This window comes from Variovorax sp. J31P207, from assembly GCF_030316965.1.
In the GTDB taxonomy this organism is placed as follows: Bacteria; Pseudomonadota; Gammaproteobacteria; order Burkholderiales; family Burkholderiaceae_C; genus Variovorax; species Variovorax ginsengisoli_B.
Map to the genome: position 1 here is coordinate 56,177 of NZ_JASZYN010000007.1, position 21,405 is coordinate 77,581.

Below are 21,405 nucleotides of genomic sequence, written 5' to 3' on the forward strand. Positions count from 1 at the left end.
CGCCTGCGAGGAGAAGAAATGAATACGGAAGCGATCTGGATTTTCCTGACGACGCAAGGCGTGGATTTTGGCCTGAAAGTGATCGGCGCCCTGATCGCCTGGGCCGTCGGCCGCTGGCTGATCGGCCTGGCGCAGCGCCTGGTCGCCAAGGCCCTGGAGCGCGGCAAGCGGATGGATCCCACCCTGAGCCACTACCTGGTGTCGATTCTCGGTGTGCTGCTCAACATCGTCCTGATCCTTTCGATCCTCGACATGTTCGGCGTGCGCACCACCTCGTTCGCGGTGCTGCTGGCCGGCGCCGGACTGGCGATCGGCACGGCCTGGGGCGGCCTGCTCACGCATTTCGCCGCCGGGGTGTTCCTGCAGGTGCTGCGGCCCTACCGGGTCGGCGACTTCGTCACGGTGGGCGGGAGCATCACCGGCACCGTCAAGGAACTGGGACTGTTCGGCACCACCCTGGTCACGCCCGACAACGTGATCACCACGGTCGGCAACAACAAGGTGCTCTCGGACCCGATCCAGAACTTCAGCCAGCTGCCGTTCCGCCGGGTCGACGTCACCGCCAAGATCGCCAACGGCGTCGACCCCGTCCAGGCCATCGCGCTGCTCAAGGAAGCGGTGAGCCGGATCGCCAACGTCTCGACCGAGCAGCCGCCGGATGTCGAGATCCTGCAGTTCACGCCCGAAGGGCCGCTGCTGGCGGTCCGGCCCTACACCCACACCGACCACTACTGGCAGGTGTACTTCGACACCCACAAGGCGATCGTCAGCACCTTCGGCACCGCCGGCTATCCGACGCCCGAGACACCGCTGGTCCACCGCACCGTCGCGCCGCCGGCCACGGCATGAAAAAAACCCGCCGCGGCGGGTTTTTTCTTTGAGGCCGGGCGAGCCGCTCAGGGCTTCTTGGCGGCTGCGTTCTGCTCCGTGCCGGGAATCTTCTCGCCGATCTTGTCGCCCACCTTGCGAGTGCCCGCGGCCGCATCGCTGGCCACGTTGTCGACCGCCTTGCCGGTCGCCTTGGCGCCCTTTTCGGTGGCCTTCACGGCCTTCTTGGTGCCGTGCTTGGTCGCGTCCCAGGCCTTTTCGGAACCGTGCTTGGTCGCATCCCAGGCCTTCTCGGAGTCCTTCTTGGTGGCGTCCCAGGCCTTCTCGCCTGCGTTCTCGGCCTTCTGGGTGGTGGTCTGCGCGACCGCCGCGCCGCCGATGCAAGCGACCGCCAGGGCCAGCGCGGCCGGCAGGGTACGAACGATGGATGAATTCATGGGAAAGCTCCTTGTATGAGTTGGAGTGACTGGCTTGCCACTGTCATGCAACGGGTGCACGGGGCCAAAGGATGACACCAAAAACCGCTGTCGCACAGGGCCCGGGCCAAATCGGGACCTTCGCCTACGTGCGGTCCGGCCGGTCGGCCGACAGGCCGATCAGCGGATGCAGACGCGGCAGCGCGGCGGCGGCATTGCGCGTGGTGGCTTCCGCCAGGGCGGCCAGTTCGATCCCGCGCAGGCCCGCCACCACCTCCGCGATGCGCGGCAGTTCGCCGGGCTCGTTGCGCCCCTGCGGTTCGCCTGCGTCCCGCTGCGCCTGCGTCCGGTAGAGCCAGTGCGGCTGGATGTCGGGCGCGTCGGTCTCCAGGACGATCGCCTCCAGCGGCAGCGTGGCGGCGAGCCGGCGCAGCTGGAGGGCGCGCTCGAAGGTCACGGCGCCGCCGAAGCCCAGCTTCAGCCCCAGGTCGATGCACGCCTGTGCCTGCTGCTCGCTGCCGTTGAACGCATGCGCGATGCCTTGCCAGCGCTGACCGGGCGCCACCTGGCGCAGGTGCTTGAGCACCTTGTCCACCGAACGGCGGACATGCATGATCACCGGCAGCCCGTGCTTGCGCGCCAGTTGCAACTGAGTGTGAAAGAAGCGCTCCTGCTTGCCGGCGTCCAGGCCCGGAACGAAGTCGTCGAGGCCGATTTCGCCCACCGCCACCAGCCGCGGGTCGTCGCGACGGCGGCCCAGTTCGTCGTCGAGCAGTGCCAGGTCCTCGTCGCGCGCGCCGTCGGTGCACAGCGGATGGATGCCCAGCGCGTAGCCGTCGCCCTGCAGGTGCGCGAGTTCGCGCACCGTCCCGAAGTTGAACGCGGCCACCGCGGGAATCACGCAGAACCCGACGCCGACCTGACTTGCGCGGGCCCGGATGCGGGGCATCTCCGCTCCGAATTCCGGCGCATCGAGGTGGCAGTGGGTGTCGACGAAGAAGGGCATCGCGAGATGATGCCCGAAGGGATGCAAGGCCGCGGAAAGCGTGCTACCGTGATTGCTACGCCGACTCTCTTTTGACCGGAGGTGCCCATGCGCAGGCCTGCTTTCTACAGCCGCTCACCCCGAGGGCCGCAGGATGCGGCCGCACCCGGTGCGTCCGCCGAGGGCGAGTCGGCCCAGGCCCCGACGAAGACACCCCGACCGCCCTGGCAACCGGGCCGGCGCAGTTTCGGCCTGCTGCTCGCCATGATCGTCGCCATGGGCGGCACCGGCGCCTACCTGTGGCCCCGCCACGGCATGCAGACGCTGACCCAGAAGGACATCGACGCGGCCGTGCTGCGCACGCTGCAGACCCAGTCCCTGCCCTCGCCCGCGGCCCGGGCGGCAGAGATCATCCGCCCCTCCGTGGTGCGCGTGGTGGGCTACGGCACCGAAAAGACCACGCCCGAGGCCAAGACCGAGAAGCGCGGCCGCAACATGGCCAAGGGCAAGCCGCCCGAAGCCACCGACGAAGTGCCCGGCAAGCAGGTCGAGCGCGGCGTCGGCACCGGCGTGGTGATCGTCGACAAGGGCGTGATCCTGACCAACCTCCACGTGGTCGCGGGCGCCGAGAGCATCCGCGTCACCTTCGCCGACGGCCTCGAATCGCCGGCCACCATCACCGCCCTGCAGCCCGAGAACGACCTGGCCGTGCTGCAGGCGCAGAAGCTGCCCGACGACCTGATCCCGGCCACCATGCGCTCGACCGCCGACCTGATGCCCGGCGACCAGGTGGTGGCGGTCGGCTTCCCCTTCGGCATCGGCCCGTCGGTCTCGGCCGGCGTGGTGTCCGGCCTCAACCGCTCCTTCCGCTCGCCCGAAGGCAAGCAGGAACTCGGCAACCTGATCCAGTTCGATGCGGCCGCCAATCCCGGCAACTCGGGCGGCCCGCTGATCAACATGGACGGCGAGGTGCTCGGCATCGTGACCGCCATCCTGAACCCGACCCAGCAGCGCACCTTCATCGGCATCGGTTTCGCGGTGCCGATCGAGAACGCCGCCACCGCCGCCGGCTCGCCACCCTTCTGATTCCATCGACCCCCACCGAAGAAAGCGCCCACCATGAGCACAGAGTTCGAATCGCCCTCCCCGGTCACGGCCGAGCTGATGGAGCAGATCCTCTATCAGGTCAAGCGCGTGGTGGTCGGCCAGGACCGCTTTCTCGAACGCGTGATGGTCGCGATGCTGGCCGGTGGCCACCTGCTGGTCGAGGGCGTGCCCGGACTGGCCAAGACGCTCACCGTCAAGACCCTGGCCGACACCGTGCGCGGCCAGTTCAAGCGCATCCAGTTCACGCCCGACCTGGTGCCGGCGGACCTGGTCGGCACCCGCATCTACAACCAGAAGACCGGCGAGTTCAGCACCTCGCTGGGCCCGGTGTTCGCCAACCTGCTGCTGGCCGACGAGATCAACCGGGCGCCGGCCAAGGTGCAGAGCGCGCTGCTCGAGGTCATGCAGGAGCGCCAGGTCACGATCGCCGGCGAGACCCACAAGGTTCCGCGCCCCTTTCTCGTGATGGCGACGCAGAACCCGATCGAGACCGAAGGCACCTATCCCCTGCCCGAGGCGCAGGTCGACCGCTTCATGATGAAGGTGCTGGTCGACTACCCGAGCGACGAGGAAGAGTTCGTGATCGTCGAGCGCGTGATCGGCCCGCCGGTCGAAGCCGTGCCGGTAGCCACCACCGACCAGCTCGCGGTCCTGCAGGCCGAGGCCCAGCGGGTCTATGTCGACCCCTCGCTGATCCAGTACGCGGTCCGGCTGGTGTCGGCCACGCGCACCCCCGAGAAGCACGGCCTGAAGGACATGCGGCGCTTCATCACCTTCGGCGCCAGCCCCCGCGCCAGCATCAACCTGACCCAGGGCGCCCGCGCGCTGGCCTTGCTGCGGGGCCGGAGCTACGCCCTGCCCGAGGACATGACCGCGCTGGTGCCCGACGTGCTGCGGCATCGCGTGACGCTCTCGTACGAGGGCCTCTCCGAGGGCCTGACGCCCGACAGCCTGGTCGACCGGATCATGCGGGCCGTGCCCGCGCCAGCCAAGCCGCTAGAGCATGAAAAGCTGGTGGCCTAAGCGCGGGAAGGCCGCGAACGACGAGCAGCTCGCGGCGGTCGAGGCCGCGGCCAGCGGCGTCGAGCGGGCGCTGCGCCGCCTCGAATGGACAGTGATCCGCCGGCTCGACGGCCTGCTGCAGGGCGACTACCGCACCCTGATGCGCGGCACCGGCCTGGACCTGGCCGACCTGCGCGAGTATCAGCACCACGACGACGTGCGCCACATCGACTGGAACGTCACGGCGCGGCTGCAGACACCGCACGTGCGCGTCTTCACCGAAGACCGCGAGATGGCGGCCTGGTTCGTGCTGGACCTGAGCCGCTCGGTCGACTTCGGTTCCGGCGTCAAGGCCAAGCGGGAGATCTCCGCCGGCTTCGTCGGCGTCATCGCGCGCCTGCTGACGCGCCACGGCAACCGGGTCGGGGCGATGGTCTACGGCAACGACGTCGAAGCCGTCATTCCGCCCCGCACCGGCCGGCGCCATGTGCTGCACCTGCTGCATGCGATGGAGCGCCGCTCGGCCGAGCGCGTGCCCGACCAGAAGGGCATGACCCGGCTGGCCGACCTGCTCAAGTCCGCCGCCGTGCTGATCCCGCGCCGCTCGACGGTGTTCGTGGTCTCCGATTTCGTCACCGAGCCCGGGTGGGAGCGGGCGCTGTCGCACCTGGTCCAGCGCCACGACGTGGTCGCCGTGCGCCTGTTCGACCCGCTCGAGCTCGAGCTGCCCGACCTCGGCCTGGTGCCGCTGCGCGATGCCGAGACCGGCGAGCAGCTGTGGGTCGACACGCATGACGCGGGCTTTCGCAAGCGCTTCGCGCGCATCGCCGCCGAGCGCGAAGCCGCCCTGCGCGAAGCGCTGGCCAAGATCGGCGTCGACGCGCTCGAGCTCTCGACCGCGGACGACCTGGTCGAAGCCATCGTGCGCTTCGCGGACATGCGCAAGCGCCGCGTCAGGCGCGGACAATCGAACTCCAAGATGGTGGCCGCATGAACTTCCTCTGGCCTCAATTCCTCTGGCTGCTGCTGGCGCTCCCGCTGCTGGTGCTGCTGTACCTCTGGCTGATCCGGCGCAAGAAGAAGCTGGCGCTGCGATTCGCCAGCCTGTCGATCGTGCGCGAGGCCATGAGCGCCGGCCAGAGCGTGCGGCGCCACATCCCGCCGCTGCTGTTCCTGCTGGCCCTGACCGCGATGCTGATCGCCGCCGCGCGGCCGATGGCGGTGGTGGTGCTGCCGTCGAACCAGCAGACCATCATCCTCGCCATGGACGTATCGGGCAGCATGCGCGCGGCCGACGTCCAGCCGAACCGGCTGGTGGCCGCCCAGGAGGCGGCCAAGAGCTTCCTGAAAGAGCTGCCGCGCACCGTCAAGGTCGGCATCGTCGCCTTCGCGGGCAGCGCGCAGGTGGCGCAGTTGCCGACCACCAACCGCGACGACCTGGTCACCGCGATCGACTCCTTCCAGCTGCAGCGCGCCACCGCCACCGGCAATGCGATCGTGGTGTCGCTCGCCACGCTGTTCCCCGACGCCGGCATCGACATCTCCGACTTCTCGCCCAAGAGCCGGCAGACCGGCGTCGCCATCGACCGCGCCGGCAAGCCGCCGCCGAAGGAGTTCACGCCGGTCGCGCCGGGCTCCTACACCTCGGCCGCGATCATCATGCTGACCGACGGCCAGCGCACCACCGGGGTCGATCCGCTCGATGCGGCCAAGGTGGCGGCCGAGCGCGGCGTGCGCGTCTACACGGTCGGCATCGGCACGGTCGACGGCGAGACCATCGGCTTCGAGGGCTGGTCGATGCGGGTGCGCCTCGACGAGGAAACGCTCAAGGCGATCGCCAACAAGACCTCGGCCGAATACTTCTATGCCGGCACCGCCAACGACCTCAAGAAGGTCTACAACACCCTGAGCTCGCGGCTCACGGTCGAGAAGAAAGAGACCGAGATCTCCGCCCTGTTCGCGATGGGCGCCGCCGCGCTGGCACTGCTGTCGGCCGGCCTGTCGCTGCTCTGGTTCAATCGCATCCTGTAGCGCGGCGCGCGCGGCTTGCACCTTGGTGCAGGCCGGCCTGCCCCTTGGTCGGGTTGCGCCCATCCTCCCAGCCGCCCTAAATTCAAGGCGCCCGGCCAGGCGCCTTTGCGGCGCTCTGGCCGCGCGCATGCGCCAAGCCGTGGCACTGGAGGATCTGCCACGTGTTCAGTCAGCTTGCCGACATCCTGCGCGCGCACCCGGAAATCGCACTCTTCGGCGTGCTGGCGCTGGGCTATGCCTTCGGCCAGATCCGCTTCGGCCCGATCCAGCTCGGTGGCGTCTGCGGCACCCTGATCGTCGCGCTGCTGGTCGGGCAGCTCGGCATCACGCTCGACGACGGCGTGAAGAACACCTTCTTCATGCTCTTCATCTTCGCGCTCGGCTACGCGGGCGGGCCCCAGTTCTTCGCCAACCTGGATGCCAAGGGCCTGCGCATGGGACTGCTGTGCCTGGTCGAGGTGGTGGTGGTGATCGCGCTGGTGGTCGGCGCCACCAGGATGTTCGGTTTCGACCAGGGTACGGCGGCGGGCCTGATGGCCGGCGCCGCCACCGAATCGGCGGTGGTCGGCACGGCGACCGACGCGATCTCCAAGCTGGCCCTGCCGCCGGATGAAATCCGCCAATTGCAGGCCAACGTGGTGACGGCGTACTCGATCACCTATGTGTTCGGACTGATCACGATCGTGGTGGTGACGAGCCAGATCTTTCCGCTGCTGCTGCGCATCAACCTGCGCGAGGAAGCCGACAAGCTCTGGCGTTCGATGGGCGGCGGTGACGACAGCGGCGACGCCGCGCCGGCAGTGCCCGAGATGGTGGGCCGCGTGTTCGAGGTCGGGGCGGGCCAGGGCCGCACGGTCGGCGCGCTGATGGACCCCTTCAAGCGGCGGGTCGGCATCGAGCGCGTCCAGCGCGGCGACCGGTTCCTCGAAGTCGACGCCTCGCTGCGCCTCGAAGCCGGGGACCGGGTGCTCGTCATCGGCCAGCGCGGCGCGATGGTCGAGGTGGCCGGCCAGGTCGGGCGCGAGTGCGCCGACACGGCGGACTTCGACGCCGTGATCGAAACCGTCGAGGTGATGCTGAACCGGCCCGAGTGGTTCGATCGCGAACTGCGCGTGCTGAAGGCCGATCGCGTCGGAGCGATCAGCGCGCTCCCCAGGCTGCCGCAGAACCTGCACGTCGTGGGCGTGGTTCGCGACGGCCACGCCATGCCGCTGCTGCCGGACCTCCAGCTGAAGAAGCGCGACCTGCTGAAGCTCTACGGGCCGGCCGCCGACATGCCGAGGGTCGTGCCGCTGTTCGGCCTGCCGGTGGTCCATTCGACGCGCAGCAACATCGGCTACATGGCGGCCGGGATCCTGCTCGGCGTGTTCATCGGCGGCTTCAGCATCAAGCTCGGCGGCATTCCGTTCGCGCTCGGCACCGGCGGCGGGGCCTTGCTCACCGGCCTGGTGTTCGGCTGGTTCCAGGCCCGCAACCCGCACCGCCTGAGCATTCCCGAAGGCGCGCTGTCGCTCATGAAGGACATCGGGCTCGCCACCTTCATCGCCTGCGTCGGGCTGGCGTCGGGGCCGCAGGCGCTCACGCTGATCCGCAAGTTCGGCGTGGCGCTGCCGCTGCTCGGCATCGCGATCGCGGTGGTGCCGGCCTGCGTCTCCCTGTTCGTCGGGCGGCGCTTCCTGAAGATCGAGACGCCCGTGCTGCTCGGCGCCATCGCCGGCCAGCAATGCAGCACGCCGGCGCTGAGCGCGATCCAGAACGTGGCCGGCAACACGACGCCACTGCTGGGCTACACCATCACCTATGCGATCTCGAACGTGATCTTGCCGCTCATGGGGCCACTGATCGTGGGCATCGTCGGGGTGCTGAACGCGGGCTGACGCCACAAGCTTTCGAAAGGAACCACCACCATGGAATGGCTTCACGACCTCTTCAAGCGATCGCCGGAAATGGCGCTCTTCCTGTCGCTCGCCGTCGGCTACTGGATCGGCAAGATCAAGTTCGGCAAGTTCCAGCTCGGCGGGGTGGCCGGCTCGCTGCTGGTCGCGGTGGTGGTCAGCCAGGTCGGCGTACAGGTCGACGCCGGCGTGAAGGCGGTGCTGTTCGCGCTGTTCATCTACGCGGTGGGCTTCGAGAGCGGGCCGCAGTTCTTCAGTTCGCTCGGCCGGCAGTCGATCAAGGAAATCGTGCTCGCCGTGGTGATGGCGGCCACCGGCCTGGCGACGGTCATCGTCATGGCGAAGCTGTGCGGGCTCGACAAGGGGCTGGCGGCGGGGGTGGCGGCGGGCGGCCTCACGCAATCGGCCATCATCGGCACGGCCGGCGACGCGATCGCCAAGCTCGGCCTGGCGGCGGACGAAACGCAGCGCCTGCAGGGCAACGTGGCGATCGGCTATGCGGTGACCTATGTGTTCGGCTCCTTCGGCGCCATCATCGTGTGCGTCAACATCCTGCCGAAGTTCATGGGGCGCTCGATCCGGGACGATGCGATCGCGGCCGAGACCGCGATGCAGGCCGGCCAGGCCGCGCTCGGCCCCGACCAGCAGGCGGCGGCGCCGGCACTGGTGGGACGCATCTACGAACTGGCCGCCGACACCGGCCGCACGGTGCACGACATCGAATTCGAGACGCCGGACACCAACATCACGATCGAGCGCGTCAAGCGCGACGGCAGGTTCATCGAGGTCGGCCCCGAGCTCAGGCTGCAGAAGGGCGACATCGTGCTGGTGGTCGGCCGGCGCGAGGCCGTCGTGAGCAGCGCCTCGATGCTGGGCAAGGAGCTCTACGACATCGAAGGCATGGAGCTCACCATGCAGCGGCGCGAGATCGTGCTGACCAACAAGAACCTCGACCGCAAGACGATCGGCGAGATCCGCGACGCCACGACCAGCGCCACCCGCCACGGCGTCTTCCTGGTGAGCATCGGCCGCGCCGGCACCAACCTGCCGCTGAAGCCGGACACGGTGGTGCAGGTCGGGGACATGGTGACGATCTTCGGCGCCGAGCAGGACCTCAAGCGGGTGTCGGCGCGCATCGGCGAAGTGATCGTGCAGACCCACAAGACCGACTTCGTCTATCTCGGCGCCGGCCTGGTCGTCGGCCTGCTGATCGGGCTGGTGAGCGTCAAGCTCGGCGACATTCCGCTCACGCTCGGCAGCGGCGGCGGTGCGCTGCTGTCGGGCCTGCTCTTCGGCTGGTTCCGCGCCAAGCGCCAGACCTTCGGCGCGCTGCCGTCCAGCGCCGCCCAGCTGCTCAAGGACCTGGGCCTGGCCGGCTTCGTGACGGTGGTGGGGCTGTCCTCGGGCCTGCAGGCGGTGGAGACCATCAAGGCGCACGGCCTGACCATCTTCGGCGTCGGCGTGGTGGTGACGATCGTGCCGATGATCCTCACGATGCTGATCGGCCGCTACCTGCTGCGCTACGACAACGTGGCGATCTTCGCCGGCGCGCTGTCGGGCTCGCGCAGCGCCAATCCGGCCTTCGGCGAAGTGCTCGACAAGGCCGAGAACGCCATTCCCACGGTTCCGTTCGCGATCACGTACGCGCTCGCGAACGTGCTGCTCACGCTGCTCGGGCCGCTGATCGTGGCGCTCGCCTGAGCGCAGCCGAACCCGTCCTCTTACTTTCTTCCGCACCCCGAAAACCCAAGGAGCAATCATGGACTTCAGCGACGTCGAGAACATGGGCAACCTGAGCCCGTTCGAACTCAAGGATGCATTGATCAAGGTCGCTTCCGCGGGTGACCGGCTGATGCTCAATGCCGGGCGCGGCAATCCGAACTTCCTGGCCACCACGCCGCGGCACGGCTTCTTCCAGTTCGGGCTGTTCGCGATGAGCGAAGCCGAGCGCTCCTACGTCTACATGGACGACGTCGGCGGATTTCCCCAGCGCGAAGGCATCGAGGCGCGCTTCGAGATCTTCACCCGCACGCATCGCGACGTGCCCGGCGTGCGCTTCATCGAGGCCGCGGTCTCCTACGTGCGCGACCAGCTGGGCCTGTCGGCGGGCGACTTCATCTACGAGATGTGCGAGGCCATCCTGGGCTGCAACTACCCGGTGCCCGACCGCATGCTGCGGCTGTCGGAGATCATCGTCGGCCACTACATCCACCGCGAGATGATCGGCACGCACCCCTTCGTCGGCAAGTTCGACATGTACGCGGTCGAGGGCGGCACGGCGGCGATGACCTACCTGTTCAACAGCCTGCGCGAGAACCACCTGATCGCGCCCGGCGACACGATCGCCCTCGGCATGCCGATCTTCACGCCCTACATCGAGATCCCGCACCTCAACGACTACCGGCTGGTCGAGATGAACATCGAGTGCGGACCGGAAACGAACTGGCAGTACACGAAGAAGGAGCTGCAGAAGCTGCTCGACCCGAAGGTGAAGGCCTTCTTCCTGTGCAACCCGAGCAACCCGCCCTCGGTGCGGATGAGCGACGAGGTGCTGGCGACCCTCGTGGAGATCGTCAAGAAGCGGCCCGACCTCATCATCCTGACCGACGACGTCTACGGCACCTTCGCCGACGACTTCACCTCGCTGTTCGCGATGTGCCCGCACAACACGATCCTGGTGTATTCGTTCTCGAAGTACTTCGGCGCGACCGGCTGGCGCATGGGCGTGGTCGCCACGCACGAGGACAACATCCTCGACCGCCGGATCGCCGCGCTGCCCGAAGCGACCCGCAAGGAACTCGACGAGCGCTACAGCTCGATCACCACCGATCCGCGCGGCCTCAAGTTCATCGACCGGCTGGTGGCCGACAGCCGCACCGTGGCGCTGAACCACACGGCGGGCCTGTCGACGCCGGTGCAGGCGCAGATGGTGATGTTCTCGCTGTTCTCCCTGATGGACGAGCCGCAAGCCTACAAGGCGGCCATGAAGCGCATCGTGCTGCGTCGCAAGCAGGCGCTCTACAAGGAGCTGGGCATTCCGATGGTGTTCGATCCGAACTCGGTGCGCTACTACCACCTGCTCGACATGGAGGACATCATCACGCAGATGTACGACGCGACCTTCGCGACCTGGGCGATCAAGCAGTTCAGGCCCAACGAGGCGCTGTTCCGGCTGGCGCGGGACACCGGGGTCGTGCTGCTGCCGGGCCGGGGCTTCGGCACGCCGCACGCGTCGGGGCGCGTGTCGCTGGCCAATCTCAACGAGTACGACTATGCCAACATCGGCAAGTCCATTCGCACCATGATCTCGGAATACCACGAGATCTACGAGAAGAAGCAGAGCGGCGCCGGCAGCAAGGGCGCCGCCGGGCCGAAGAATGCGAAGAAGGGCAGGAAGTAACCCACATCGGCAAAGGCAGGACAACGGATGTTCGATCTCAAGGGCAAGGTGGCGCTCGTCACGGGCGGCAATGGCGGCATCGGCCTCGGCATGGGGCTGGGCTTGGCCAGGGCGGGTGCGCGCGTCGTGGTGGCGGCGCGCAATGCGCAGAAATCGGCGGCGGCCGTCGACGCCTTGAAGGCGGCGGGCAGCGACAGCTTCGCGCTCGAGGCCGACGTGACGAACGAGGACTCGGTCGCGGCGCTGTTCGACCAGCTCGCGGCGCGCTGCGGCCGGCTCGACATCCTGGTCAACAACGCCGGCACGACCGTGCGCAAGCCCGTGGACCAGCTCGCGCTGGCCGAGTGGCACCAGGTGATGGACACCAACCTGACCAGCGCCTTCCTGTGCTGCCGGGCCGCGCATCCGCACCTCCGGGCGGCCGGCGGCGGCAAGATCATCAACATCGGCTCGATGATGTCGATCTTCGGCGCCCCCTATGCGCCGGCCTACGGCGCGAGCAAGGGCGGCATCGTCCAGCTCACCCGCGCGATGGCCGCATCGTGGGCGGCCGACGGCATCCAGGTCAACGCGGTGCTGCCGGGCTGGATCCAGACCGATCTGACCGATGGCGCGCGGGCCCAGGTGCCGGGGCTCAGCGAACGGGTGGTGGCCCGCACCGCCGCCGGCCGCTGGGGCCGGCCCGAAGACCTGGCGGGCATCGCGGTGTTCCTCGCCAGCGCGGCGTCGGACTTCGTGACCGGCACCGCGATCCCGGTCGACGGCGGCTACTCGATCGCGGCATAGGGCTGGGCGCTCGCGGCCGGGCATCGGAAAAGCCGATGCAGCTGCAAGGAAAAGGCGACTTTCTAGCGCGGCGGCGCGCCCACATCATCGACTCCATCGCAACCAAGCCATGGAGCTAGACCAGATGATTCGAACGGGCGAACAACCAGCGAACACCTTCGCGCCCCCTGGAACGCCCAACTTTCGCTTCGACGGCTCGGGCACGCTGTGCCGGCTCGGGCTGATCTACATCGCCTCGAGCATCGTCATGGATGCCGAATGGGCCGCCATGGCGGCGCCCGGCGTTTCGGTCCACACCACGCGCATCAAGCTGCCCAAGGTGACGGTGGAAGGCATCGAGGAGATGATGGATTCGCCCGAGCTGGCGCAGGCTGCGCGCCTGGTGGGCTCGGCACCCATCGACTTGCTGTGCTTCGGCGGCACCAGCGCCTCGTTCCTGCACGGCACCGCCTACGACCATGCGCTGATCGCCAAGATGAAGCAGTGGGTGCCCGGGCCGTTGATCAACACTGCATCCACCGCCACGCTGGCGGCGCTGCGGAAGGTCGCGGCCGGCAAGGTCGCGCTCGCCACACCCTATGTGGATGCGGTGCACGCCAAGGCGATTCGCTTCCTGGAAGAGAACGGACACCCGGTCGTGCGCCATGCCAACCTGCGCATCGACGAGGACCGCGCGCTGGCCGAGGTGCCGCTCGCGCAGGTCTACGACCTGGTCCGCTCGGTGGACCATCCCGAAGCCAGCGCGATCTTCATCAGCTGCACCAATTTCCGCTCGGTCGGCGCCATCGAGGCGCTGGAGCAGGCGCTCGGCAAGCCGGTCATCTCGGCCGTGCAGGCCTCGTTCTGGCACTGCCTCGAATTGCTGCAGATCGCGGGCGCCCGACCCGGCTACGGGCAGCTCTTCGACGGCCGCATCGCCGCCGGCGCCTGACATTCCGCTTCGTCTCCACCTGCTTTCCAACTCTCCGAGGATCTTCTCCATGCAACCCTTTCGACGTCTTCTTTGCACCGCGGCCTGCGCCTTGCTGGCCACCGGCGGCGCCCAGGCGCAGACCGCGCTCGACAACATCGTCAAGACCGGCGTGATCCGCATCGCCGTGCCCACCGACTACCCGCCCTACGGCTTCGTCGGCACCGACCTGCAGCCGCAGGGACTGGACATCGACATGGCGCGCTACGTGGCCGGCAAGCTCGGCGTCAAGGCCGAACTGGTGCCGGTGACCAGCACCAACCGCGTGCCCTACCTGCAGACGCGCAAGGTCGACATCGTGATCTCGACGCTGGCGCGCAACGCCGAGCGCGAGAAGGTGGTCGACTTCACGACCGCTGCCTACTCGCCCTTCATCAGCGCCGTGTTCGCGCCCAAGACGCTGGCCGTCAAGAGCTTCGCCGATCTCGACGGCAAGTCGGTGGGTGTGACGCGCGGCACCATCGAGGACCAGGAGCTGACCAAGGTGCTGCCCAAGGGCGCCAACCTGATGCGCTTCGAGGACCATGCCGCCACCATCACCGCGATGGGTGCCGGCCAGGTGGCGGCGGTGGGCAGCAGCCAGCCGGCGGTCTCCAAGCTGATCCAGAACCAGCCGCAGCTGGGCCTGGAGAACAAGCTGATGCTGAGCCAGAGCCCCAACTTCATCGGCGTGCCGAAGGGCGAGGACAAGCTGCGCGAGCGCATCAACGAGATCGTGGTCGAGGCCCGCAAGTCGGGCGAGTCGGACCGGATGTCGACCCGGTGGCTGGGCCGCGCGGTCGGCGACATCCCGATGTGAGGGCTCAGCCCATCTGCAGCAGGATGTCGCGGACCCGGTCCAGCGACGGATCGATGTCCTCCGTGTCGATCGCGCCGTAGCCCAGCATCAGGCCCTGGCGGGTCGCCGCGAAGTGCGAGAAGACCTCCAGCGGGTAGAGCCCGACGTCGACCCGGCGCGCCAGCCTCAGCAGGGTGTCCATGTCGATCGGCTTTCTGGAGAGCGCTGCCAGGTGGATGCCGGCGGTCGCCGGCACCCGCTCGAACCACGGCGACAGGTCGCCGTCGAAGCGCCGCATGATGCGCTCGCGCCGCTCGGCATAGACCGCGTGGCAGCGGCGGATGTGCTTGTGGAGGCCGCCGTCCGCGATGAACTTGGCCAGCGCCCACTGGGCCGGCGTGGCCGTGTGCCAGTCGCTCAGGTGCTTGGCGATGCAGACCGCCTGCAGGATCGCCGGCGGCGCGATCAGATAGCCCAGGCGCAGTTCGGGCGACAGGGTCTTCGAGAAGGTGCCGACGAAGGCGACGCTGCCTCGCGTGTCCATGCTCTGCAGCGAGTCGGTGGGTCGCCCTTCGTAGCGGAATTCGCTGTCGTAGTCGTCCTCGATGACGATCGCGCCGATCGCATGGGCGCGGGCCAGCAGCGCCTCGCGGCGGCGCTGGCTCATCGGCATGCCGAGCGGGAACTGGTGCGCCGGCGTCACGTAGATGAGCCGCGTGCCGTCCGGGATCCGGTCCACCTGCAGGCCCTCGGCGTCGACCGGAATGCCCATCACCTCGGCCCCCTGGGCGGCGAAGAGCAGGCGTGCCGGCGGATAGCCGGGCTCCTCGACCGCCACCAGGCTGCCCGGCTCGACCAGCACCCGGGCCACCAGGTCGAGCGCCTGCTGGGCGCCGTTGGTGACGATGACGTCGTCGACGCCGCAGCGCACGCCGCGCGCAAAGGCGGCGTGCCGGGCGATCGCCTCGCGCAGCACCGGCATGCCCTCGACCGGTCCGTACAGGCCGCGCGAGCGCGCCCCTTCGCGCAGCGCGTGCAGCACGCAGCGGCGCCATTCGGCATGCGGGAACAGGCTGCGCGCGGGCGCCCCGCCGATGTATTCGTAGCGCGAGTTGCCGGCCGGCGCCGGATGGCGCAGCGGCGTGTCCATGCGGCGCCAGCGCTCGGCGACGGCCGCGCCGGCGAAGGACGGGCTCGCGGCCGGCGGCGGCGCGGACCGCGCGCCGTCGGCGACGAAGGTGCCGCTGCCGACGCGGCCGACCAGCAGCCGGTCGAAGGTGAGCCGCGCATAGGCTTCCGACACGGTCTTGCGCGACAGGCCGAGCTGCTCGGCGAGCAGCCGCGACGGCGGCAGTTTCTCGCCCGCCGCCAGCCGGCCGGCCCGGATCGAATCCCTGAGCTGCCGGTAGAGCTGACCGGCGAGGTCCTTGTCACCGTCGATGACGACGTGCAACTCCATGCGATTGGACTCCTGCAAATGGCCCGGATTGGCCGCCCGCGAAGGGGCCGGGGCTTTTTAGCATGACGCCATCCCCATCACCCAACGGAGCAACACCATGGAACAACGTCTCGATTTCTACAAGGCTTCACCCGACGCGCTGAAGGCGCTGATCGCGCTCGAGGTCGCGGTCGGCAAGCTGGGCCTCGAACCCGCCCTGCTCGACCTCGTGAAGCTGCGCGCTTCGCAAATCAACGGCTGCGCCTTCTGCGTCGACCTGCACGCCAGCGACCTGCGCAAGAAGGGCGAGACCGAGCGGCGCCTGTATGCCGTCCCGGTGTGGCGCGAGACGCCTTTCTTCACCCCGCGCGAGCGGGCCGCCCTGGCCTGGACCGAAGCCCTCACCCTGGTGGCGACCCAGCACGCGCCCGATGCCGACTACGAAGCCCTGAGCGCCGAGTTCAGCGAGCGCGAGCGGGTCGACCTGACGCTCGCGATCGGCGTGATCAACAGCTGGAACCGGCTGTCGATCGGCTTTCGCAAGACCCTGACCGTGTAGGCAGCGCACCATGCTCCGCCCGGCTTCCGCACCCTTGTCCCGCACGCTGCCGCTGTACCTGCTGATCGCCGCACTGCCCTTCTGCGACTTCCTGCAGACCGGCATCGTGGCCTTCAATGCGGCGCCGGTGATGGGTGGCATCGGCGCCAGCCCGGAGGAGTTCAGCGCCATCGCGACGCTCTACGGCGTGGTCGCCATCGGCGCGATCGCGATGCACCGCTGGCTGGTCGAGCGCCTGGGCTGGCGCCGACTGCTGCTGGCGGCGAGCGCGCTGTTCGCCCTGGGCGCGGTGGTCTGCGGACTCGCCGGAGGCCTGCTGCAATTCGGACTCGGGCGGTCCCTGATGGCCCTCGGCTGCGCCTCCTTCATGACCGCCGGCCGGGTGCTGGTCAATCACATTCCACCGTCGCCGCGCCGCTTCACCGGCATCCGCTTCTTCGCCGCCGGACTGGCCTGGGGCATCGCCGCCGGACCGCTTCTGGCCTCGCTGGCGCTGGCCGGATCCGGCTGGCGCGCGGCCTTCCTGCTGCTGCCGGTGCCGGCGCTGCTGCTGGCACTGCTGGCCGCCTGGCAGCTCGACGACCGCCGCAGCATCGAGCCCGAGGTCCTGGCGCCCTCGCAGCCGATCGCCTTGCTGGTGCTGATGGGCGGCAGCTTCCTGCTGCTGCACGGGCTGCAGCGCTCGGGCTTCGACTTCTTCGCCGACGGCCGGCCGCTGGCCGCACTGGCCGCCCTCGGACTGCCCGCGCTCGGGCTGTCCGCCTGGCTGGCCAGGCGCGCCCGCCGGCCGCTGATCCGCATCGCTGACCTGGCCCAGCGCCGCTACCTGGCGGGACTCGCGGTCTTCGGCCTCTGCTATCTCCTGCTGGGCGCCAACAACCTGGTGCTGCCGCTGCTGCTGCAGCGGGCGATGGGCCTGCCGCTCGAGCTGGTCGGGCGCTTCCTGGGGCTGGGTGCACTCGCCGGCGTGGCGAGCTGGATCGTGCTGGCCAGGCTGCTGCCGCGCAGCCCCGGTCCGACGCGCTACTACCTCGCAGGCTTTGGCGCGCTGCTGCTGAGCGCCTGGCAGCTGTCGCACCTCAGCGAATCGGCCGATCCGCTGCGCAGCGTGCTGCCGGCGCTGCTCGGCAACGGCGCCTTCGTGATCGTCACGCTGGCCACGACCGCGATGCAGGCGTTCCAGACCCTGCAGCGCGACGAGCGCATCTTCTCGCACGCCAACCAGGTGAAGAACATGCTGGCGCAGTTCGGCATCGCCGCCGGCACCGCGCTGGCGACGCTTTGCCTGCAATGGCGCAGCACGGTGCGCTTCGAACGGCTGGCCGAAAGCCTCTCGCCCTCGAACCCGGCGCTGGCCGCGACGCTGGAGCAGCTGACGCGCCACCTGTCCGGCCTGCGGAACCCGGCCGAAGCCGCCCAGTTCGCAACGGCGCAGCTCGCCCAGCAGGTGATGCAGGAGGCCACCTGGATGGCGGCACTCGACTACTTTCACCTGGTGACGCTGGTCGCCGCGAGCTGCCTCGCGCTGGTGCTGGTGGCGCGGCTGGCGCAAAAGGCCGGTGCGGCCCGCAGACGCCGTTGCTTGCGAGTAGCATCGCGCTGAAACGCCCCTCCCAGGCGTTGCTCGACGCGCCATGAACACCTCGCCAAGCTCCCGGGGCCTGCCCCGACGCAGCATCGCCGCCGCGGTGATCGCCTTGCCGGCCTTCTGGATCGGCGCGCGCGCGCAGCCCGCGGCGCCGCGACGCCCCACACCCTCGCAGACCGAGGGCCCGTTCTATCCGGTCACGCTGCCGGCCGACACCGACGGCGACCTGCTGCACAACGGACCGTTGAACTACGCCACCACCCAGCCGGCCTGGGTCGACGGCACGGTGACCGACCTCGACGGCCGCGCGCTGCGCGGCGCCCAGGTCGAGATCTGGCAGTGCGACGAGGCCGGCCACTACCATCACCCGGGCGACGGCGACCGCGCCGATCGCGCCTTCCAGGGCTTCGGACGGGTGGCGGTCGATGCCGACGGACGCTATCGCTTCCGCACCCTCCGGCCGGTGCCCTACAGCGGGCGCACGCCCCACATCCACTTCAAGGTCAAGCTGGGCACGCGCGAACTGCTGACCACCCAGCTCTATGTGGAAGGCGCGCCGGGCAACGTGCGCGACGGACTCTGGCGCCGCCTCTCGGAGCCCGAGCGCGCCGCGCTCACCGTGCCCTTCGAGCGCGCGCCGGACGGCTGGAAGGCCAGCTTTCCGATCGTCGTCGCCGCCTGATCGGCCGTCAGTCGGCCAGCCGCCCCGCGGTGAGCCGCAGCACCCGGTCGCAGCGTGCCGCCAGGCTCTCGTCGTGCGTCACCATCACGAAGGCGGTGCCGCGGTCGCGCGCCAGTTGCAGCATCAGCGCGAAGACGCCGTCGGCGGTGGCGCGGTCCAGGTTGCCGGTGGGCTCGTCGGCCAGCACGCAGTCGGGCGCGGTGACCAGCGCGCGCGCGATCGCCACCCGCTGGCGCTCGCCGCCCGACAGCTCCGCCGGCCGGTGCTGCACCCGCTCGCCCAGGCCCACGGCCGTCAGCATGGCGACCGCAGAAGCGCTCGCTTCGGTCGGCGCTGTGCGCCGGATCTTCAGCGGCATCGCCACGTTGTCGAGCGCGCTGAACTCCGGCAGCAGGTGATGGAACTGATAGACGAAACCCAGGTGCCGGTTGCGCAGCCGGCCTTGCTCGGCGGCATCGACATGGGCGATGTTTTCGCCGTGCAGCTCGACGCTGCCCGCGGTCGGCGCGTCGAGCCCGCCCATCAGGTGCAGCAGCGTGCTCTTGCCCGAGCCGGAGGCGCCGACGATGGCCAGCGTCTCGCCGGCATGCACATCCAGATCGACCCCATGCAGCACGGTGAGATCGATGCGGCCCTCGTGGAAGCGCTTGGTCAGCCCGCGGACCTTCAACACCACGTCATTCATAGCGCAGTGCCTCCGCCGGATTGACGCGGCTGGCGCGCCAGCTCGGGTACAGCGTGGCGGCGAAGGCCAGCACCAGCGAGATGATGGTGATCGGCAGGATGTCGCCGCGCTGCGGATCGCTCGGCATCTTGCTGATCAGGTAGATGTCCTTGGGCAGGAAGCTGGCATGGAACAGGCGTTCGAGCGCCGGCACGATGACATCGATGTTGTAGGCGATGCCCAGCCCCAGCAGCAGCCCGCCGAGGGTGCCGATGACGCCCACCATCGCGCCCTGCACCACGAAGATGCCCATGATGCTCTTCGGGCTGGAGCCCAGCGTGCGCAGGATCGCGATGTCGGCGCGCTTGTCGGTCACCGTCATCACCAGGGTCGAGACCAGGTTGAAGGCCGCCACCGCGACGATCAGCGTGAGGATGATGAACATCATGCGTTTCTCGACCTGCACCGCCGCGAACCAGGTCTTGTTGGCGCGGGTCCAGTCGCGGATCAGGAACTGGCCCGGCAGCGTGGCCGCCAGCTGGTCGGCCACCTCGCGCGCCTGGTGCAGGTCCTTGAGCTTGAGGCGCACGCCGGTCGGGCCTTCGAGGCGGAACACGCGGGCCGCGTCCTCGGCATGGATCATCGCCAGCGCCGAGTCGTACTCGTAGTGGCCCGAGTCGAAGGTGCCGACCACGGTGAAGGGCTTGAAGCGCGGCATCACGCCGGCCGGCGTGACCTGGCCGCCGGGCGCCACCAGCGTGACCTGGTCGCCGACCCGCACGAACATCGAGCGCGCCAGCTCGATGCCCAGCACGATGCCGAACTCGCCCGGCACCAACTTGTCGAGCGCGCCCTGCTGGGCGGTGGTCGAGATGTCGGTCACCTGCGGCTCGAGCTTCGGGTCGATGCCGCGGATCAGGGCGCCCTTCATGTCCTCGCCGCGTGCCAGCAGCGCCTGCGCCGCGACGAAGGGCGCGACGCCGATGACCTCGGGGTTCTTGCGCGCCTCGGCCATGATGGCGTCGATGTCGCCCAGCGCCTGGCCGTCGCGCGAGAAGATCTCGATGTGCGAGATCACGCCGAGCATGCGGTCGGTGACTTCTTTCTGGAACCCGTTCATCACGCTCAGCACGATGATCAGCGCCGCCACGCCCAGCGCGATGCCGAACATCGAGACGCCGGAGATGAAGGAGATGAAGCCGTTGCGCCGCGTGGCCCGGCCGGCTCGGGTGTAACGCCAGCCGAGTTGCAGTTCGTAGGGGAGTCGCATAAGGAAACAATTGTGGCATCCCGGACAATAGGCCCCATGTCCGCACCCCCCAATGCCCGCCACCTGCTCATTCCCTTCGCCGGCCGGGGCTCGCCCGCCTGCCGCGCGGCACTGGCTGGCCTCCGGCTGCCGAAGCTCGAAGCCTTGCTGGCCCGGCTCGCGCGGGTGCACGAGGACACCCAGGACGACAGCACCCGCTCGCCGCCGCACGAGCGCGCGCTGGCCGAGGCGCTCGGCATCGCGGCCGCTGATGGCTGCATTCCCTGGGCCGCACTGGAAGCGAAACGGTCCGGCCTGGGCCCGACCGAGGGCGGCCAGGCCTGGGGCGTCGCCACGCTCTGCCACTGGCAGGTGGGCATCGACGACGTGATGCTGGGCGACCCGGCCGCGATCGAGATCGAGGCCGAGGAATCCGATGCGCTGCTGGCGGCGGCCCTGCCTTTCTTCGAGGAAGACGGCATCGCGCTGCATGCCTCGGCGACGCCGGGCCGCTGGCTGGCGCAAGGCCCGATCTTCGACGGCCTGGCGACGGCGTCGATCGATCGCGCGGTCGGCTTCCCGATCTCGCAGTGGTCGCCCCTGTCCGATGCCGGGCGCCCGCTGCGCCGGCTGCAGAACGAGATGCAGATGCTTCTCTACACCGAGCGCGTGAACGACGCCCGCACCGCCCGCGGCGTGCCGCCGATCAACTCCTTCTGGCTCAGCGGCACCGGCGGCCTGCCGGCCGGCTTCCCCGTGCCGCAGGCCGGCCCCACCGTGGCCGATGGGCTGCGCACCCCTGCCCTGCGCGACGACGGCGCCGGCTGGGCCTCGGCCTGGCAGGCCCTCGACGCCGGGCCGGTGGCCGAACTGCTGGCCGCCTGCAGCGCGGGCGAAGCCGTCACGCTGACGCTGTGCGGCGACCGCAGCGCGCAGCGCTTCGCGGTCCGGCCGCGCGGCCTGGCCGCCTGGGCCAAGGGGCTGTTCAGCCGCCCGACGGCGGCCTCCTTCCTCGAGGCGCTGTGAC

General features: G+C 69.3%; 20 protein-coding genes. 15 read left to right on the plus strand and 5 right to left on the minus strand.

From position 1 onward, the window contains the following. Positions 1-18: 18 nt before the first annotated feature. On the plus strand, positions 19-849 hold the full coding sequence (locus QTI68_RS23405) for a mechanosensitive ion channel family protein (protein ID WP_286524951.1): 831 nt from the start codon (positions 19-21) through the stop codon (positions 847-849). Positions 850-896: 47 nt separating this feature from the next. Here the strand turns inward: QTI68_RS23405 and QTI68_RS23410 are convergent, their stop codons facing one another. Together QTI68_RS23410 and QTI68_RS23415 are read right to left on the minus strand one after the other, a co-directional pair. Then, entirely contained in the window at positions 897-1,265 is a 369-nt protein-coding gene (locus QTI68_RS23410; protein WP_286524953.1) for a hypothetical protein, read from the minus strand. 124 nt (positions 1,266-1,389) lie between these two features. Continuing rightward, a complete protein-coding gene (locus tag QTI68_RS23415; protein ID WP_286524955.1) occupies positions 1,390-2,250 on the minus strand; it encodes a TatD family hydrolase in 861 nt (286 codons plus the stop codon). Positions 2,251-2,337: 87 nt separating this feature from the next. On the opposite strand from QTI68_RS23415, the gene QTI68_RS23420 reads away from it, so the two are divergent. The 10 genes from QTI68_RS23420 (at position 2,338) to QTI68_RS23465 (ending at position 14,219) form a co-directional block, all read left to right on the plus strand. Then, positions 2,338-3,315, plus strand: a complete 978-nt coding sequence (locus tag QTI68_RS23420; RefSeq protein ID WP_286524956.1) for a S1C family serine protease — start codon at positions 2,338-2,340, stop codon at positions 3,313-3,315. Positions 3,316-3,348: 33 nt separating this feature from the next. After that, complete coding sequence (locus QTI68_RS23425; RefSeq protein ID WP_286524957.1) at positions 3,349-4,359, plus strand: AAA family ATPase; 1,011 nt, start codon at positions 3,349-3,351, stop codon at positions 4,357-4,359. Then, positions 4,340-5,332 (plus strand): DUF58 domain-containing protein, encoded by a 993-nt coding sequence (locus QTI68_RS23430; protein WP_286524959.1) that lies wholly within the window; start codon positions 4,340-4,342, stop codon positions 5,330-5,332. Before QTI68_RS23425 ends, QTI68_RS23430 begins: the two co-directional genes overlap by 20 nt. Continuing rightward, the gene (locus QTI68_RS23435) at positions 5,329-6,369 is read left to right on the plus strand and encodes a VWA domain-containing protein (protein ID WP_286524960.1); all 1,041 of its coding nucleotides are present in this window, start codon (positions 5,329-5,331) and stop codon (positions 6,367-6,369) included. Before QTI68_RS23430 ends, QTI68_RS23435 begins: the two co-directional genes overlap by 4 nt. Positions 6,370-6,530: 161 nt before the next feature. Continuing rightward, positions 6,531-8,246 (plus strand): aspartate-alanine antiporter, encoded by a 1,716-nt coding sequence (gene aspT / locus QTI68_RS23440; protein ID WP_286524961.1) that lies wholly within the window; start codon positions 6,531-6,533, stop codon positions 8,244-8,246. A 30-nt stretch (positions 8,247-8,276) separates the two neighbouring features. Continuing rightward, positions 8,277-9,965 (plus strand): aspartate-alanine antiporter, encoded by a 1,689-nt coding sequence (gene aspT, locus QTI68_RS23445; protein ID WP_286524962.1) that lies wholly within the window; start codon positions 8,277-8,279, stop codon positions 9,963-9,965. Positions 9,966-10,023: 58 nt separating this feature from the next. Then, positions 10,024-11,664: a bifunctional aspartate transaminase/aspartate 4-decarboxylase gene (locus QTI68_RS23450; protein ID WP_286524965.1), complete on the plus strand. Its 1,641-nt coding sequence runs from the start codon at positions 10,024-10,026 to the stop codon at positions 11,662-11,664. A gap of 27 nt (positions 11,665-11,691) precedes the next feature. Beyond that, positions 11,692-12,450, plus strand: coding sequence for an SDR family NAD(P)-dependent oxidoreductase (locus QTI68_RS23455; RefSeq protein ID WP_286524967.1), 759 nt, complete (start codon positions 11,692-11,694; stop codon positions 12,448-12,450). A gap of 124 nt (positions 12,451-12,574) precedes the next feature. After that, the gene (locus tag QTI68_RS23460) at positions 12,575-13,381 is read left to right on the plus strand and encodes a maleate cis-trans isomerase family protein (protein WP_286524969.1); all 807 of its coding nucleotides are present in this window, start codon (positions 12,575-12,577) and stop codon (positions 13,379-13,381) included. A 49-nt stretch (positions 13,382-13,430) separates the two neighbouring features. Beyond that, positions 13,431-14,219 carry a transporter substrate-binding domain-containing protein gene (locus tag QTI68_RS23465; protein WP_286524971.1) on the plus strand — a complete coding sequence of 263 codons (789 nt, stop codon included), beginning with the start codon at positions 13,431-13,433 and terminating at the stop codon, positions 14,217-14,219. Positions 14,220-14,223: 4 nt separating this feature from the next. Here QTI68_RS23465 and pdxR read toward each other — a convergent pair whose 3' ends face one another. Continuing rightward, entirely contained in the window at positions 14,224-15,657 is a 1,434-nt protein-coding gene (gene pdxR / locus QTI68_RS23470; RefSeq protein WP_286524972.1) for a MocR-like pyridoxine biosynthesis transcription factor PdxR, read from the minus strand. Positions 15,658-15,754: 97 nt separating this feature from the next. Between pdxR and QTI68_RS23475 the strand changes: the two genes are divergently transcribed. Genes QTI68_RS23475 through QTI68_RS23485 form a run of 3 tightly spaced genes read left to right on the plus strand, consistent with a single transcriptional unit; the run spans position 15,755 to position 18,465 of the window. After that, positions 15,755-16,195, plus strand: a complete 441-nt coding sequence (locus tag QTI68_RS23475) for a carboxymuconolactone decarboxylase family protein (RefSeq protein ID WP_286524974.1) — start codon at positions 15,755-15,757, stop codon at positions 16,193-16,195. A gap of 10 nt (positions 16,196-16,205) precedes the next feature. After that, positions 16,206-17,798, plus strand: a complete 1,593-nt coding sequence (locus QTI68_RS23480) for an MFS transporter (protein ID WP_286524976.1) — start codon at positions 16,206-16,208, stop codon at positions 17,796-17,798. Between the two features lie 31 nt (positions 17,799-17,829). After that, positions 17,830-18,465 (plus strand): dioxygenase family protein, encoded by a 636-nt coding sequence (locus QTI68_RS23485; RefSeq protein WP_286524979.1) that lies wholly within the window; start codon positions 17,830-17,832, stop codon positions 18,463-18,465. 7 nt (positions 18,466-18,472) lie between these two features. On the opposite strand, the gene lolD is transcribed toward QTI68_RS23485, so the two are convergent. Beyond that, positions 18,473-19,150, minus strand: coding sequence for a lipoprotein-releasing ABC transporter ATP-binding protein LolD (gene lolD, locus QTI68_RS23490; protein WP_286524981.1), 678 nt, complete (start codon positions 19,148-19,150; stop codon positions 18,473-18,475). Next, positions 19,143-20,399, minus strand: a complete 1,257-nt coding sequence (locus QTI68_RS23495) for a lipoprotein-releasing ABC transporter permease subunit (RefSeq protein ID WP_286524982.1) — start codon at positions 20,397-20,399, stop codon at positions 19,143-19,145. Before QTI68_RS23495 ends, lolD begins: the two co-directional genes overlap by 8 nt. A 36-nt stretch (positions 20,400-20,435) precedes the next feature. On the opposite strand from QTI68_RS23495, the gene QTI68_RS23500 reads away from it, so the two are divergent. After that, positions 20,436-21,404 (plus strand): hypothetical protein, encoded by a 969-nt coding sequence (locus QTI68_RS23500; RefSeq protein WP_286524983.1) that lies wholly within the window; start codon positions 20,436-20,438, stop codon positions 21,402-21,404. The last annotated feature ends 1 nt before the right edge of the window (position 21,405 follow it).